The sequence below is a fragment of the Actinoplanes sp. NPDC019969 genome (assembly GCF_055562375.1).
In genome coordinates, this window is the sequence record NZ_JBVHFK010000011.1 from 284407 (window position 1) to 299086 (window position 14680).

The window sequence follows — 14680 nt, forward strand, 5'->3', positions numbered from 1 at the left end:
CAAGCCCGCTCACCGCCGTCGTGGTTATCGGGTGAAGGCCTGGAACTCGGCGATCCGGACGTTCAGCGCCTGCGGGCTGGCCGTGGCACAGTCCGTGTTGGCGCGCGGGTCCTGATCCTGCTCACCGGCGTAGTCGGGCGCGCCGGTGCACTGGTTGGTGACCGCCTCGATCCGCAGGTGCGTGGCCGTGACGTCCGGGATGTCGAAGGACTTCACGAGCAACTGCGGGGCGCGGGGCCGCGGGGCGACCGCCGGGAAGGCGTCCGGGCGGCTGGTGTAGACCGTCCGGAAGTCAGCCGGGGCCGAGCACGTGACGGCGGCCGTGGTCGTGCAGGCGGAGACCCGGAACTGACGCAGGGCCGTGTACCGGTTCTGCCCGCCGGCGTCGATGTCGCCGGTGATGGCCGGGCGCAACATGGCGCTGACCTGGACCCGGCGCACCCGCTGGGCCTCGCCCGACAGGTCGACGGTGACACCCTTGCCGGCGACGGCACTGCCCAGCGACGCCCAGTTGGTCGCCTCGTCGTCGTCGATCAGCTTGGTCAGGTTGACACCGTCGCCGCTGACGGCCGCGCCGCTGGTCGCCGAGGCGATGTTGCGCGGCAGCCGCACGACGAGACGGTCCTTGCCACCGGACCGGAACGACTGCGGCGACACACGGGCGTGGCCGTAGCCGGGAGCCTGCGCGACGAACGCATACGAGCCGGGCACCAGGCTGACCGTGTCGGGCAGGGCGGTGGCCGGGTCGGTGTCGGCGACCGCGACGGCCCGCGCCTGGTAGTCGCCCACGTACAGCTTCGCGCCGGCGACGGGCTTGCCCTTCTCGTCGACCGGGCGGAAGGCGACCGTCGCCTCCTTGGCGTACGGCGAGCTGAAGCTCGGCGTCGGGTCGGCGTCGCCGGCTCCGATGCTGGCCGCGCCCTGGCCCAGGCCGCGCTTGGCGAACGCGTTCCACAGGATGTCCTGGTTGGCGCCGCCGAACCGGACCAGGTCGGCGCCGATCAGCGCGTCCCGGGCGTCGACCTGGCTGTTGGCGCTGTTGGCCATCAGCAGGAACGAGTCGAAGACCAGCTGGATCCACCGCCGGTTGCCGGGGCACGAGGTGACCGGCTTCTTCCCGGTGGCGCAGGCCTTCTGCAGGGCGTCCGAGCCGTAGCCGTAGCGCTTGATGAACGCCGCGCGGATGTCGTAGTTGGTGGCGCTCCACACCTCACCGGAGGCGTGGACCTGCAGCCCGACGAAGTCGTAGTCGACCGAGCTGTAGTTGAGCCGGTTGTTGCTCATGTTGTAGTTGCGGATACCGGCGACCGGGTCGCTGGTGACGTATTCGCCGACGGTGAAGCCGCGGGCGCCCTTGGGGGCGTAGCCGTGCTCGGCCAGGTATTCCGTGGCGAGCAGGTCGGACCAGCTCTCGCTCATGCCCTGCGGGGAGCTGAGGCCGGCTTCCGGCCCGGCGATCATCCGGTTGGTGATGGCGTGGGTGTACTCGTGACCGATGACCGACATGTCGTAGTCGCCGTCGACGCACGGGGCGTAGAAGGCGCCGGCGATCGGCTGCCACAGGTACATGTTGGTGATCGGCGCCTGGCCGTCCGGCGGGGTGATCTGGTTGGCGTTGTTGCGGGCCAGGAAGTCCGGCGGGCCGCCGCTGACGCCGCCGGCCTGCGCGTTGCCCTGCTCCGGGTCGCCGCCGTCGCCTTCCATGTTCCAGGTGGCCTCGGTGAAGCCGAGCAGGTACGACCAGTCGTGCATCCGGTTGTGCTGCACGAACAGGTTGGCCCGGGCCGCGTCGATGTCGTTACGGGCGGGCGAGTCGAAGGTCGTCGGGGCGCACTTCTCCTCGTGCCACTGGTTCGTCCACGGGTACGTGTAGTCGCGGTTGGGGCGCGGTGTCGCCAGCTCGGTGCCGACCGTGTACGGGTCGTTGGAGTACCAGTTGTGCACCGCGAACGCGTTGTTGCCCTTGGTGGTGAACGACGGCGTGCCGGTGGCCGGGTCGATGTCCCAGGCCTGCGGGGACGCCGGGCCGGCCACGGTCTCGTCGCAGCCCCGGGCCCGCTGCCAGCACCAGCGCTGACGGGTGTCCTTCGTGGAGTAGTCGGTGCGCGGCGAGTTCGGGAAGACGTCCCACTCGGGGTTGTCGGAGTCGTGGTCGACGATGTTGTCGCGGACCAGGACCTTGCCGTCACGGGCGTCGACCCAGGTGGTGTAGGCCAGCGGGTCGGCGCTGTTCAGCGCGGTGCCGAAGGCGACCTGGTACGCGGCCCGCGCGCCCTGGTCGGGCGTCGGGACGGCGACGAGTTTCGTGCCGAGCACGGTCGGCGTGGTGATGCCCGCGTCGGCGGCGGCGATGCGCTCGGCGTCGGCGGCGGTCAGGGTGGCCGGCTGCGGGGTGGCGGCGTCGCGGGCGAGCGACGAGCTCACATACCACGCCTTGCCGCCGCGGATCCCGACCGAGAGCAGGCCGTCCCGCCCGGCCTCGAGCTCGCCGAACTTCTGCCGCAGCAGCACGATGGCGCCCTCGCCGACCTTCTGGGTGGTGAGGACCTCGAGGGATTCGGCGGCGGCCGCGGTGATGCCGAGGACGTCGCGGTGGCCGGCGACGTACGCCCGGGCCGCGGCGACGGGCTCGGCGGGCAGGCCGGTGGCCAGCGGCTCGGCGACGCTCGTCGCGGTGAGGCTGGCGGGGGTGCCGAAGATGTTCCACCGGGCGGAGGCGCTGGCCTCCGCGGCGAGGGTGCGCTGTGCCGAGGTCGGCGCCACCTTGCCCTTGCGGTTGTCGACGGTCTCGGCGTGGTCGTGGTCGCCCTGCACCTTCGCTGGTCCGGCCTGGGCCGGGGCGCCTGGCGCCGCGAGGCCGCCGGATCCTGGGGCGAGCACGAGCACGGCTGCTACCAGTGCTGTGGTGGTGCCCGCCAACGCACGGGATGGTGTGCGCACGGTACCTCCTTAATGGACGGTCGTTACCGGTCTCTTCGCATCCGACAACATCGATGCGGTCCGGCGGCATGGGCCAAACGGTCACAAAATCGAATCGCGTCTATCCAGACCGTCAGCCGATGCGGTAGCCCACGTTCGGCATCGTCGTGATGACCGGTGGCTCGCCGAGTTTCCGGCGCAGCCGGCCGACCGTCACCGTGACGGTGTTGGTGAACCGGTCGGCGTTCTCGTCCCACACGTTGTCGAGCAGCGTCTCGGCGCTGAGGAACCCGGGACTGGCCCGCAGCAGCGCCTCCAGCACGGCGAATTCCTTGACCGAGACGGGAACCGGCCGGCCGTCCCGCACGACCGTCCGGCGCAGCGGATCCAGCTCGATCCCGGCGGCGCGCAACGTGCGCGGCCGGACATCCGGTTTGCGGCGGGCCAGGGCGCGGATCCGCAGGATCAGCTCCGGGAAGTGGAAGGGTTTGGCGAGGTAGTCGTCGGCGCCCAGGGTGAGACCGCTGACCCGGTCGCCGGGCTCGCCGGCGGCCGTGAGCATCAGGACCATCGGCCGCCCCTCCCGCTCGGTGAGCATCTGGCAGAGGGTGTCACCGTGCAGGCCCGGCAGGTCCCGGTCGAGCACCACCACGTCGTAGGGTGTCAGGTCGAGTTTCTCCACCGCGACCAGACCGTCATGGGCCGCGTCGACGGCCATCCCCGCGTCGGTCAGCCCTTCCACGACCACCTCGGCGAGAGCGTGGTCGTCCTCCACGACGAGGATCCTCATGTCCGCGGGTCTCCCTCTCCACCGGCACTCGCCGCCGGGAGGACGGCCAGCACCCGCAAGCCGCCGGCGGGCAGCGCGGTGAACTCCAGCCGGCCCTGATGGGCGGTCACGACGGCGGACACGATGGACAGTCCCAAGCCGGACGAGCCGACCCGGTCGCCGCCGAGCCGCTCGAAGGGCCGGCCCAGCCGAGCGACCTCCGCCGGGTCGAAGAGCCGGCCACCGGTCTCGACGGCCAGCTCGGTGGACCGGCCGGCGGGCCTGGCGGTGATCCTGATCCAGCCGTCGGGCCGGTTGTGGGTGACCGCGTTGTCGACGAGGTTGTCCACCAGCCGGGCCAGCAGGGTGGGGCTGCCCCAGGCCATGACACCGCCGGGCACGTCGAGCGTCACCGTGAGCCGCCCGGACCGGAGGCCGGCGGCTCTGTCCCGCAGCGCGATGGCGACCAGCTCCGCGAGGTCCACCCCGGAGCTGTCGGCCGGTCTGCCGTGCTGGGCGCGGGCGAGCACGAGCAGCCCGTCGATCAGATGGTCGACCCGGTCCAGCTGGGCGCGCAGGCGGGCGGCCAGCGCCAGCGTCGACGCGGCGGGCTCCGGTTTGGCGCTCGCCACATCCAGCGCGGCGCGCATCGTGGCGAGCGGGGTGCGCAGCTCGTGGGAGGCGTTGGCCACGAACCGGCGCTGGGCGGTGAACGACGCCTCGAGCCGCGCCAGCAGACCGTCGATCGTGTCGGCCAGATCCTTGACCTCGTCGTGCGGCGCCTCGATCCCGAGGCGCCGGTCGAGGTTGTCGGCGGAGATCCGCCGGGTGACCTCGGTGATCAGGCGCAGCGGCGCCAGCGCGTGCCCGGCCATGAGCCGGCCGAGGACGATGGAGAACAGGGCCATCACGATCAGCGCGGAAACGAACACATACATCGCGCGGTCGGACTGCTCGGCCTGCACCTGGACGATCTGCTGCTGGAGCACGGCGAGACGCTCCTGAGCCTCCGCGATCGTCTGTGGCGCGTGGGCCGGTGTGGAGACGGTCTGGCCGAAGCCGGACAGGGCGAAGGTGATGACCAGCAACACGGCACCGGAGGCGAGGAACACGCCGGCATAGAGGAACGTGATCCGGGTGCCCACGGTGCGAGGACGCGACCGCAACATCGCCCCAGCATGCCCGGCCCGGCCTAACACCGGTATGACAGCGCCGGTTCGGCCGGTGTTAGGCGCCGGTCCGTAGAACTCTCGCCATGTTCGATACCGATTTCCTCCGGCCGGGCCGGATCGCCGCGCTCGCCACCGCTGTCCTGGCCGTGGTCGCGGCCGGCGTCCTGGCCGCTCTCGGCATGCGCGTCGAGTGTCCCGGCGCCTGTCCCACCGTCCCGGTGGCCGCCGACGGCGGCAGCGTCGGCGACCGTTTCTGGTTCCTGCACCGCGATCTCGGCCCGCAGGGCAGCATCACGGCCCGGATGACCTCGATGACCGGGACCATCACCTATCCCCCGCCCGGGCATGATCAGATCGTTCCGGGCCTGGTCCCGTGGGCCAAGTCCGGCATCATCGTCAAGGACGGCCTGCGGGAGGGCTCGCGCTATGCCGCGCTGATGATGACCGGCGGCCACGGCGTCCGGTTCCAGCACGACTATCGCCATGACGTCGCCGGCCGGCCCGGTGGCGTCTCCGCGGAGTCCCCACGCTGGTTGCGGCTGACCCGTTCCGGCGACACCCTCACCGGCGCCGAGTCGGCCGACGGCGCACAGTGGACCACGGTGGGCACGGCCCGGCTCGACGGCCTGCCCGAGATCGTCCAGGTCGGCCTCTTCGCCGCTTCACCCGGTGACCTGACGCTGCGCGAGGTGGCCCTGGGCGGGGTGCTCCCGCAGGTCCGCTTCACCCAGGCCGTGGGCGTGTTCGACAACGTCACCGTCGAGGGTGGTGGCAGCGGCTGGGCGAGCGACTCCGTCGGCGCGATGAATCACACCGGCTGGGAGAAGTTCCACAACCCCTCAGGCGCCGTGCAGACCGGCGGCGTCATCCGGGTCAGCGGGACCGGTGACATCGGCCCGGTCGGCGACGACGCGCCGTGGCGCGCCGACCAGTGGCTGTCCGGGCTCGTGGTGGCGCTGATCGTCGTGCTCCTGATCGGCGCGCGTTACGGCGCGGGCGGGTGGTCCCGGCGCCGGGCCGGCACGGTCGCGGCTGCCGCCTTCGTCACCGGGCTGGCGGCCGTCGGGACCGTCCTGCCGGTCAGCGCGGCGATCGCCGCGAGCAGGGACGTCCCGCTGGAGCGGCTGCCTCTGCTCACCGGCGTCCGGATGACGGTCGGCATCGCGGTGGCGCTGGCGCTCTGCGCCGTCCTGGCCTTTCTGATCGCGGCCCGGTGGCGCCGGGCGTGGGCGGCCGCCGGCGCCGCGGTGCTGCTGGTCGCGGTGCCCCATGTGGTCACGGCGCTGCCACTGCTGCCGGATCCGCTGTCCCAGTGGCTGTTGCGGGTCACCCCGGCCGCGGCGTTCGCCGCCGAGCAGGTCGCCCGCGAATATCCGCAGGTGACCGCGCACTATGCGCCGTCGGCGGGCTACTACCCGCTGCCGTGGTGGGCGGGCCTGCTGGTGCTCAGCGCCTGGGTCGCCGTCTTCCTGCGCCTCGCAGCCGCCCACCCCGCCGGCCGCGGCACCGCCCGCAGTGAAGATACGGGCGGTCCGCTGTCGAGGACGAGCCGTCAGCCGACACCGGGTTCGTAGGCGAGGACACGATGCGGTTCGACACGGGAAGGGCCGATCAGCAGGGCGGGATCGTCGTCCTCGGCCAGCGGCACGGTGGTGACGGTCGCACCGATCCGCGGCACCACCTCCGCCGCCGTGACCAGGTGGATCACGGCGAAACCGAGGCGGGCAGCGTCCCACAGCACCAGCGACCGGACCAGGCCCGGCAGCTGCCGCAATACGGGATAGATGCTGCGTTCGCCACGACGGCGGGCAGCGGCGATCCGTTCCTGGCTCAACGGCCCGTCGAAGTAGCCGACGAGCGCGGCGGCGGGCGGTTCGCCGGCTGCCGCCCCGGCGAGTTCGGAGTCGACCTCGTAGATGTCGTCGGCCAGCAGGGCGGTCGGCCGGGGACCGGCGACGGCACGGGTCCGTTCCGGGGCCAGATCGGCGTCCTCCCGGGTCCGCCACAGGGTGAGCAGGGTGCCTGCGCCGTCGTCGCGTTCGAGCAGGGCGAGTCCGGCGAACCCGGGATGGGCGGAGATCGTTTCGGTCAGCCGGCGGATGAGCTTGTCCGGGTCGTCGGTCGCGGGACGGGTGAGGGCGGTCTGCAGTCTGGCGTACATCGTCGGTCACCTCCGAGAAGTCGGTATGACGATGCTCGGCCCGGACAGCGGAGGTCACATCAGTGGAGCCACGCAGAGCCGGTACGCAGCTACCCCCGGGGCGCCGCGGGGCCGGTGACACGTCGCGGAGCCCGGCGAGCACGGCCGGGAACCCGGGACATTCGGCCTCGCGGCAGCGTGATAGAAAGCACGCCCAAGATCGGGGGATTGATGTCCGAGGCACTGATCGTCTGCGAAAGCCTGGTCCGCATCTACCAGACCGGCTCGATCGAGGTACAGGCGCTGCAGGGGCTGGACCTGGTGGTCAACCGGGGCGAGATGGTCGCCGTGGTCGGCGCGTCCGGGTCCGGCAAGTCGACGTTGCTGTCGATCCTGGCCGGGATCGACGCGCCGACCGCCGGCAAGGCCCGGGTCGAGCAGTGGGATCTTCTCGCCATGTCACGCGCCGACCGGGTTCGCTACCGGCGGCAGACGGTCGGTTTCGTGCGCCAGCAGACCGCCGCCAATCTGGTGCCCTATCTGACGTCGCGACAGGTCATCGACCTGCCGATGACGGCCGCGCGGAAACCCGCGAAGGAGCGCAGACGCCGTACGGAGGAACTGCTCGAAGCTCTCGGGGTCACCGACTGCGCCGACCGGAGACCGGACCAGATGTCGGGCGGCCAGCAGCAGCGCGTCGCGATCGCGGTCGCCCTGGCGAACCAGCCGCACGTGCTCTTCGCCGACGAGCCGACCGGCGAACTGGACACCACCACCTCGTCGGAGGTGTTCGAGGCGCTGCGGGACGTCAACCAGCGGTACGGCGTGACGGTCGTCGTCGTCACCCACGACGCGGCGGTGAGCGGCCAGGTCGAGCGCACCGTGGCGATCCGTGACGGCCGGACCAGCAGCGAGGTGCTGCGGCGAACCGCGACCAACGAGGACGGCGACACCCATGTGATCGCTGAGGAGTACGCCGTCATGGACCGGGCCGGGCGTGTGCAGATCCCCCGCGAATACCGCGACACGCTCGCGTTGACCAACCGTGTCCGGCTCACTCTGGAGGCCGATCACGTGCAGATCCATCCCGATCGGAACGGACAATGACGAACCCCATCGTCTCGGTACGAGGCATCGGGCGCACCTTCGGCTCCGGAGCGACCGCCGTCCACGCGTTGCGTGACATCTCCTTCGACATCGAGGCCGGCACGATGGTCGCGCTGGTCGGCCGTTCCGGCTCGGGGAAGACGACACTGCTGAACGTGATCGGCGGGCTGGACCGCGCCGACGCGGGATCGGTGCTGGTGGACGGCGACGACATCACCGGCCTGGACGAGGACGGGCTGTCGCAGTTGCGGCGCGACAAGGTGTCGTACGTGTTCCAGACGTTCGGCCTGATCCCGGTGCTGTCCGCCGCGGAGAACGTCGGCGCGCCCCTGCGGCTCGCGCGCACGCCGGCCGCCGACCGGGAGAAGCGGGTACGGCTGCTCCTCGAGCTGGTCGGCCTCACCGATCACGCCGAACAGCGCCCGAGCGAGCTCTCCGGTGGCCAGCAGCAGCGCGTCGCGATCGCCCGGGCCCTGGCCGCCTCGCCGCGGCTGCTGATCGCCGACGAGCCGACCGGCCAGCTCGACGCGGAGACCGGCCGTTCGGTGATGGCGCTGCTGCGCGGCGTCGTCGAGTCGGAGGGCGTGACCGCGCTGGTCTCCACGCACGACCCGGTGATGATGGCGCTCGCCGACCGGGTGATCCGGATCAGCGACGGGCGGTTGCACGAGTGATCCCCCTGCTGTTGCGCCGGGCACGCGCCCAGTGGCCGGTGCTCGCCGCGCTGCTGGCCGTGGTCACGCTCGGCTCGACCCTGCTCGGGGTGTGCGCGCTGCTGGTCACGCGGAGCGCCCCGGTGGCCCTGGCGGTCGCCGCGCGGCAGGCCGAACCGGACCGGGTGGCGGTCACCGCGTACACCTCGACGATCGCCGGCCGGGACGCGCGAGCGGTCACCGATGCGACCCGGGCGGTGGTGACCGCCGCCGTGCAGCCGTTCCCGGCACGCACCGCGGTCCGCGCGGCGTCGGTGTTGCGCGATCTGCCCGGGCGGGACGACGAGGCCAAGGCCTATCTGTCCAGCGTCGAGGACCTGCCGGACCGCGCCACGCTGCTCGCCGGCCGCTGGCCGCGCGCCGGCACGGACCCGCGCCGCAACGAGGCGGTGCTGCTGGAACCGACCGCGAAGCTGCTCGGGCTGAGCGTCGGCAGCCGGGTGCGCCTGGCGGCGAAGACGTCCACGGAGGCGCCGGCGCCGGCCGTCGACCTGACCGTGGTCGGGATCGCCCGCCCCTCCCCCGGCGCCGGCTGGGATCGCGACCAGCTCGAAGGCGCCGGTTTCGACCCGGACCACAACGACGGCTCGTCGCTGCGGACCTTCCCGACGTACGGGCCGTTCCTCGTCGACCTGCGCGACCTGCTCGGCGGCGGCTCGTCGCTGCTGCGGATGGAGGCCGTCGCCCATCCCGACCTGACGAGCGCCACCCCGGACCGGCTCGACGTGGCGAGCGCGCACGTGCGGGACGCGGACGCCCGGCTGACCGGCACGCTCGGCGAGCGGACCCAGTTCACCCGGGTCGCCTCCGACCTGCCGTTCACCCTGCGCACGTTCCGCGACCGGCAGGACGTCACGCAGGCCGCGGTGCTGGCAGTGGCCGTGCTCGGGACCGTGCTGACCGCGGCCGCGCTCGCCCTCGCGGGGCGTCTCACCGCCGGGCTGCGCTCCGGGGAGACGGCGCTGCTGTCGGCGCTGGGGACCAGCCGGGTTCAGCTGGCGGCCATCGCGGCTCTCGAAGCGGCGCTGATCACGGTGGGGTCGGCGGCGCTCGCCGTACCGGGATCGTCGCTGCTGCATGCGGCGCTGAGCCGTCTCGCGCCGATGTCCGGGGCCGGGCTGACGACGGGCCCGCTGGTGTCCCCGGCGCAGATCGTCACGGTGTTCGCGGGCGCCCTGGTCCTGACCGTGGTGCTGACCGTGACCGCGTTGCGCGCCGAGGCGCCGCACGGGCCGCGGGGACGCCGTGAGCTGCTCGCCCGTTCCGGCGCCGACCTGCTGCTGGTCGCGCTCGCCGCGCTCGGCTGGTGGCAGCTGCACGCCGAGCGTACCGAGGCGGACCCGCTGCAGGTCCTCGCGCCCGGCCTGCTCCTGGCCGCCGGAGCGGCGCTCGCCCTGCGCCTGGTCCCACCGGCGCTGCGGCTCGCCGACCGCCTGGCCGGTCGTTCGGACAGCCTGCCGCTGCCGCTGGCCATGTTCGAGGCGGCACGCCGCCCGCAGGCCGCCGCGGCCGGCCTGCTGATCTGCCTGGCCGCCGCGACCGGCACGTTCGGGACGGCGCTCGCCGCGACCTGGGACCGCAGCCAGCACGACCAGGCCGACCTGTCCGTCGGCACCGACCTGGCGCTGAACCTGACCACACCCCCGGCCGCCGGGCAGGGCGCGACGATCGCCCAGGCCACCGGGGCACAGGCGGTCAGCCCGGCCACCGACCGCAACGTCGCCGTCGGGCAGTGGTTCGGCGGCGCGAACGACACCCCGCACCTGATCGCCGTCGACACCACCCGCGCCGGCGCGTTGCTGCGCGGGCGGCTGCCGTCCGGCCAGGACTGGGACTCGGTGACCCGCGCGCTGGCTCCGCCCGGCCCGGTCAGCGGCATCCCGGTCCCGGCCGGCGCCACACTGACCATGACCGGCACGGCGAGCGGGACGGTCCCGCTCACCGTCGCCCCGCAGCTGCTCATGCAGGACACGGCCGGGCTGCGTTCGCTGTGCGTGGGCACGCCGATCGCGCTGGACGGCAAGCCGCACCGGATCACCGGCTGCGCGAGCACCGCCGGGGCACGGCTGGTCGCCGTCGCGCTGCCGATCGACTACGACATCAGCTACCTGCTCGGGGCCGTGCGCAGCGACGTCGCCGTCACGCTCGGGCTGCCCGGGCCGGCCGGGGACGTGCGCGGCTGGAAGGCCGCCGCCGCACAGAACACCGGCCAGCTCACCGACACGGGCCTGACCGCTGCCGGCAACGGGCTCCGGATGACCGGGACGGCGCTGCTCAACGGTTCCCCGATCGAGGCGCTGACGCTGGTCACGACGGCGTTCCCGGTGCCGCCGGCGGTGCCGGTGGTGGTGTCGCGGCAACTGGCCGACGGCCTGAGCGTCGCCCCCGGCTCGCCGCTGGATCTCATGGTCGGGACCAGTGTGGTGCCGGTCGAGGTCGTCGGTGTCGTACCGACCGTTCCCGGCGCGCCGGGAGCCGCCACGGTGCTGGCCGACATCGACGCGCTCTCCCGGGTGCTGACCGCCCGCGGCGATCTGATCTACCCGGCCGACGCCTGGTGGGTGGGCTCACCTGCGCGGACCGACCTGGCCGGACTGCACCTGGGCACCGCCGTCACCCGCGCCGGGGAGACCCAGCGGCTGACCTCGGGGCCGCTGAACGCCGGGCTGCCTGCCGTGCTGAAACTGCTCGTCCCGGCCGCCGTCCTGCTGCTGCTCGCCGGCGTGATCCTGCACGTCACGCACGATCTGCGGGACCGGGCGGTGGAGGTGGCACGACTGCGTGGGCTCGGGATGACCGGACGAGAGATCCGCACCACCCTCCTCGGCCAGCACGCGGCGATCCTGCTGCCGCTGCTGCTCGCCGGGACCGTGGTCGGCGGCCTCGCGACGGTGTTCGTCGCGCCGCTGCTGATCCGTTCGGAGACCGGTGCGACACCGGTGCCCACGGTGCTCCCGTCCTGGCCCTGGCCGGCCGAACTGCTGCTGATCGCCCTGCTGGTGGCCGGGTGCACGCTCGCGGCCGGCGTGGTGGCCACCGTCCAGGCCCGCCGTGCCGGCGCGGCCCAGCTGAGGGTGGTGTCATGATCGGGCCTGCCGTGCACTGGCCGAGCATCCGCGGGCGGGCCCGGGCCGACGCCGGGCCGCTGCTGCTGTCGGCCCTGGTCGTCGTCGTGGTGACGATGCTGGCCGGGTCCGTGCCGGTGATGGTCCGGACCACCGCCGACCGGGCCGTTCAGGAGGCCGTGCGGCAGGCCGGCGACGACGCCGACGTGCAGGTGGAAGCGCGCTGGGAGTGGGACGACGGGGCGCTCGGCGGGCGGCTGCGCTCCCCGCGTTCCGCGGAGGCCCTCGACGAGCTGCGTGATCGTGCGCTGGAACGGCTCGGGCCGATGACCTCGGTGCTGCTGCCGCCGATCGGGTTCACCGACAGCCCGTACCTGAAGATCGTCAACGGCAACGAGCCCCGCAGCTTCCGGATCAACTATCTGTCCGGGCCGAACGGTCCCGCGGTCACCTGGATCTCCGGCGCCGCGCCACGGGCCACCTCCGAGGAGACCGACCTCGAGGTGCCGTTCAACGCGCCGCCGTGGCCGGTGCAGGTCGGCGTGTCCGAGGCCACCGCGGCGCAGCTGGGGGTTCGGGCCGGCGATCGGCTTCCGGTCGAGGACGTCAACCGCCGCGCCAAGGACGTACGGATCAGCGGGGTGTTCCGCCCGGTCGACGCCACCGCCCGGGAGTGGCGGGCGGCGCCCTGGCTGCTGCAGCCGATCCCCGGCAAGGACGGGGCGGGGATCACCCGGTTCGGCGGGCTCCTCTCGGCGGACTCGCTGCCGGACGCGCGGCTCGCGTTCGGTCAGGAGGAGATGCCGCGGATCGTGCGGTTCAGCCCGGATCCGAGCCTGCTCACGCTGGACTCGGCGAACCGGATCGTGTCCGCGGTGGTGGCGCTGAAGGCATCGTCCGTGCGGTCCGGGGACCGGTCACTCGAATCGCAGTGGTCGACCCGGCTGGACGCCGTTCTCCGGGACGTCCAGAAGCAGATCGACGCGGCCACCGCTCAGGCGTCCGTGCTGCTCACGGCGCTGACGATGGTCGCCGTGCTGGTCCTGCTCCTGGCGGCGCAGCTGCTGGTGGCCCGGCGTGGGGCGGCGCTCGCCGTCGCCCGCCGGCGTGGGGCCGGGCTGATCGCGCTCGGGTCCGAGCTGCTGCTCGAGTCGGTGCTGCTCACGCTGGTGGCGACGGCCGCCGGTGTGGGCCTCGCGCTGTTGGTGGCCGGCGGGGTGGCGTGGGCGTGGCTGGTGCCGGTCGGGCTGGCGGCGGTGTTCGCCGGGCCGGCGTTCGCCGTGGTGGCGGCCTTCCGGGCCACCCGGGACCGCCGGGTGCCCGCGAACCGCAGTGCCCGGCGGCTCGGGGAACGGACCGCCGCGCTGCGGCGGCTGACCCTCGAAGTGGCGGTGCTCGCGGCGGCTGCCGTCGCATTCGTGCTGCTCCGGCAGCACGGGGTGCTGCCGTCGGCGGGCGGGACCGTACTGCTGCCGGCCGCCGCTCCGGCGTTGGGAGCACTGACCGGGGCGATCGTGTTGCTGCGGCTGCTGCCGCTGGTCACGGGGTTGACGCTGCGGCAGGCGTTGCGGTCCTCCCGTCCGCTCGCGGTGTTCGGGGCGGCCCGGGCAGCGGTGTCCGCCGGGCGCGCGCTGCCGGTGCTGGCACTGGTCAGCGCGGCCGGGTTGGCGTCGTTCGCGCTGACCATCACCTCGACGGCGGATCAGGGGCTGACCGACGGGGCCTGGCGCAGCGTGGGGGCGGACGCCCGGGTGGAGTTCGCCTCCGACGACGCCGCCAAGGCGCCGGAGCTGGTGAAGCGGCTTGCCGCAGCGGAGGGGGTACGCCACGCGGTGGCCGCTCAGATCCAGGACGGGGCGCCGATCGTGGTCGGGGACACGTCCCGGCCGGCGCGGCTCGTGATCGTGGACAGCGCCGCCTACCGGAAGCTGCTCGCGGACACGCCCCTCCCCGGCCTGCCGGCACTCACGGCGGTGGGGGCCGATGTTCCGGCGCTGGTCCGGTCGGCGGCGGGGCATGTGCGGACCGGCGACGCGCTGAAGCTATCCCGGGACGGGGCTTCGCCGCTCACCCTTCGCGCGGCCGGCATCGCGCCGCCCGTGGACGGGGCCGAGGACGTCGTGCTGGTGGACTCGGCGGCGATGACCGCCGTGGGGTACGCCGTCGAGCCGGACACGATCTGGGTGACCGGGCCCGGGGCGGTCGCCGCGGCGTCGGCCCTCGGGAACGAGGGCCGGGTCACGCTGCGGTCCTCGCTGGAGGCCGGCCGGCGCGATGCCGCACTGGTGACCGGCCTGATCCGGCTCTCCTGGGCCGTGGCGGGGACGATCCTGGCGCTGGGCTTGACCGGGTTCGCTCTGGGCGCGGCGGCCGGGGCGCCGGAGCGATGGCAGACGTTGAGCCGGCTGCGCACGCTCGGTCTCCGGACCCGTGAGGCCCGGCGGGTGGCCATGGCCGAGATGATGCCGCTGGCGCTGATCGCCGCTGTCGGCGGCCCGTTGCTGGGGGCGTTGGTCGCGCGGGTCACTCTGGGCCCGCTGGGGTTGCGCCTGCTCACCGGCCAGCCCGACGACCCGGTCCTGGTCCTGCCATGGTGGGCGATCGCCCTGGTCGGCGTGTCGTTCCTGGCCATGGTGCCGGTGGTGGTCACGGCAGAGGCCTCGGCACGACGCCGTAAGCGGCTGAGCGAGGTGCTGCGGGTCGGCGGCTCATGATCCGGCGCCGCGGACCGGCGAACGGAATCCCGCGGGTCGGCGGGTTGGCAGCCCCTCGCCCGATGGCGCAGACCGGTGAAC

At 73.5% G+C, this 14680-nt stretch carries 9 protein-coding genes; 5 read left to right on the forward strand and 4 right to left on the reverse strand.

Annotated features, from left to right (window positions below; all coding sequences use genetic code 11):
* Positions 1–24 precede the first annotated feature (24 nt).
* From ACZ3II_RS31085 to ACZ3II_RS31095, 3 genes are all read right to left on the reverse strand, one after another.
* Positions 25–2940: a M36 family metallopeptidase gene (locus ACZ3II_RS31085; protein ID WP_465521912.1), complete on the reverse strand. Its 2916-nt coding sequence runs from the start codon at positions 2938–2940 to the stop codon at positions 25–27.
* A gap of 112 nt (positions 2941–3052) precedes the next feature.
* Positions 3053–3709 carry a response regulator transcription factor gene (locus tag ACZ3II_RS31090; protein WP_465521914.1) on the reverse strand — a complete coding sequence of 219 codons (657 nt, stop codon included), beginning with the start codon at positions 3707–3709 and terminating at the stop codon, positions 3053–3055.
* On the reverse strand, positions 3706–4857 hold the full coding sequence (locus ACZ3II_RS31095) for a HAMP domain-containing sensor histidine kinase (protein ID WP_465521916.1): 1152 nt from the start codon (positions 4855–4857) through the stop codon (positions 3706–3708). The genes ACZ3II_RS31090 and ACZ3II_RS31095 overlap by 4 nt, the downstream gene beginning before the upstream one ends.
* 86 nt (positions 4858–4943) lie before the next feature.
* On the opposite strand from ACZ3II_RS31095, the gene ACZ3II_RS31100 reads away from it, so the two are divergent.
* Complete coding sequence (locus ACZ3II_RS31100) at positions 4944–6434, forward strand: hypothetical protein (RefSeq protein ID WP_465521918.1); 1491 nt, start codon at positions 4944–4946, stop codon at positions 6432–6434.
* Here the strand turns inward: ACZ3II_RS31100 and ACZ3II_RS31105 are convergent.
* The gene (locus ACZ3II_RS31105; RefSeq protein ID WP_465521920.1) at positions 6413–7021 is read right to left on the reverse strand and encodes a hypothetical protein; all 609 of its coding nucleotides are present in this window, start codon (positions 7019–7021) and stop codon (positions 6413–6415) included. The genes ACZ3II_RS31100 and ACZ3II_RS31105 overlap by 22 nt on opposite strands.
* Positions 7022–7231: 210 nt before the next feature.
* Between ACZ3II_RS31105 and ACZ3II_RS31110 the strand changes: the two genes are divergently transcribed.
* Genes ACZ3II_RS31110 through ACZ3II_RS31125 form a run of 4 tightly spaced genes read left to right on the forward strand, consistent with a single transcriptional unit; the run spans position 7232 to position 14599 of the window.
* Positions 7232–8107, forward strand: a complete 876-nt coding sequence (locus ACZ3II_RS31110; protein WP_465521922.1) for an ABC transporter ATP-binding protein — start codon at positions 7232–7234, stop codon at positions 8105–8107.
* On the forward strand, positions 8104–8781 hold the full coding sequence (locus tag ACZ3II_RS31115) for an ABC transporter ATP-binding protein (protein WP_465521924.1): 678 nt from the start codon (positions 8104–8106) through the stop codon (positions 8779–8781). Before ACZ3II_RS31110 ends, ACZ3II_RS31115 begins: the two co-directional genes overlap by 4 nt.
* Complete coding sequence (locus tag ACZ3II_RS31120; protein WP_465521926.1) at positions 8778–11906, forward strand: FtsX-like permease family protein; 3129 nt, start codon at positions 8778–8780, stop codon at positions 11904–11906. The genes ACZ3II_RS31115 and ACZ3II_RS31120 overlap by 4 nt, the downstream gene beginning before the upstream one ends.
* A complete protein-coding gene (locus tag ACZ3II_RS31125) occupies positions 11903–14599 on the forward strand; it encodes an NACHT domain-containing protein (protein WP_465521928.1) in 2697 nt (898 codons plus the stop codon). The genes ACZ3II_RS31120 and ACZ3II_RS31125 overlap by 4 nt, the downstream gene beginning before the upstream one ends.
* Positions 14600–14680 lie beyond the last annotated feature (81 nt).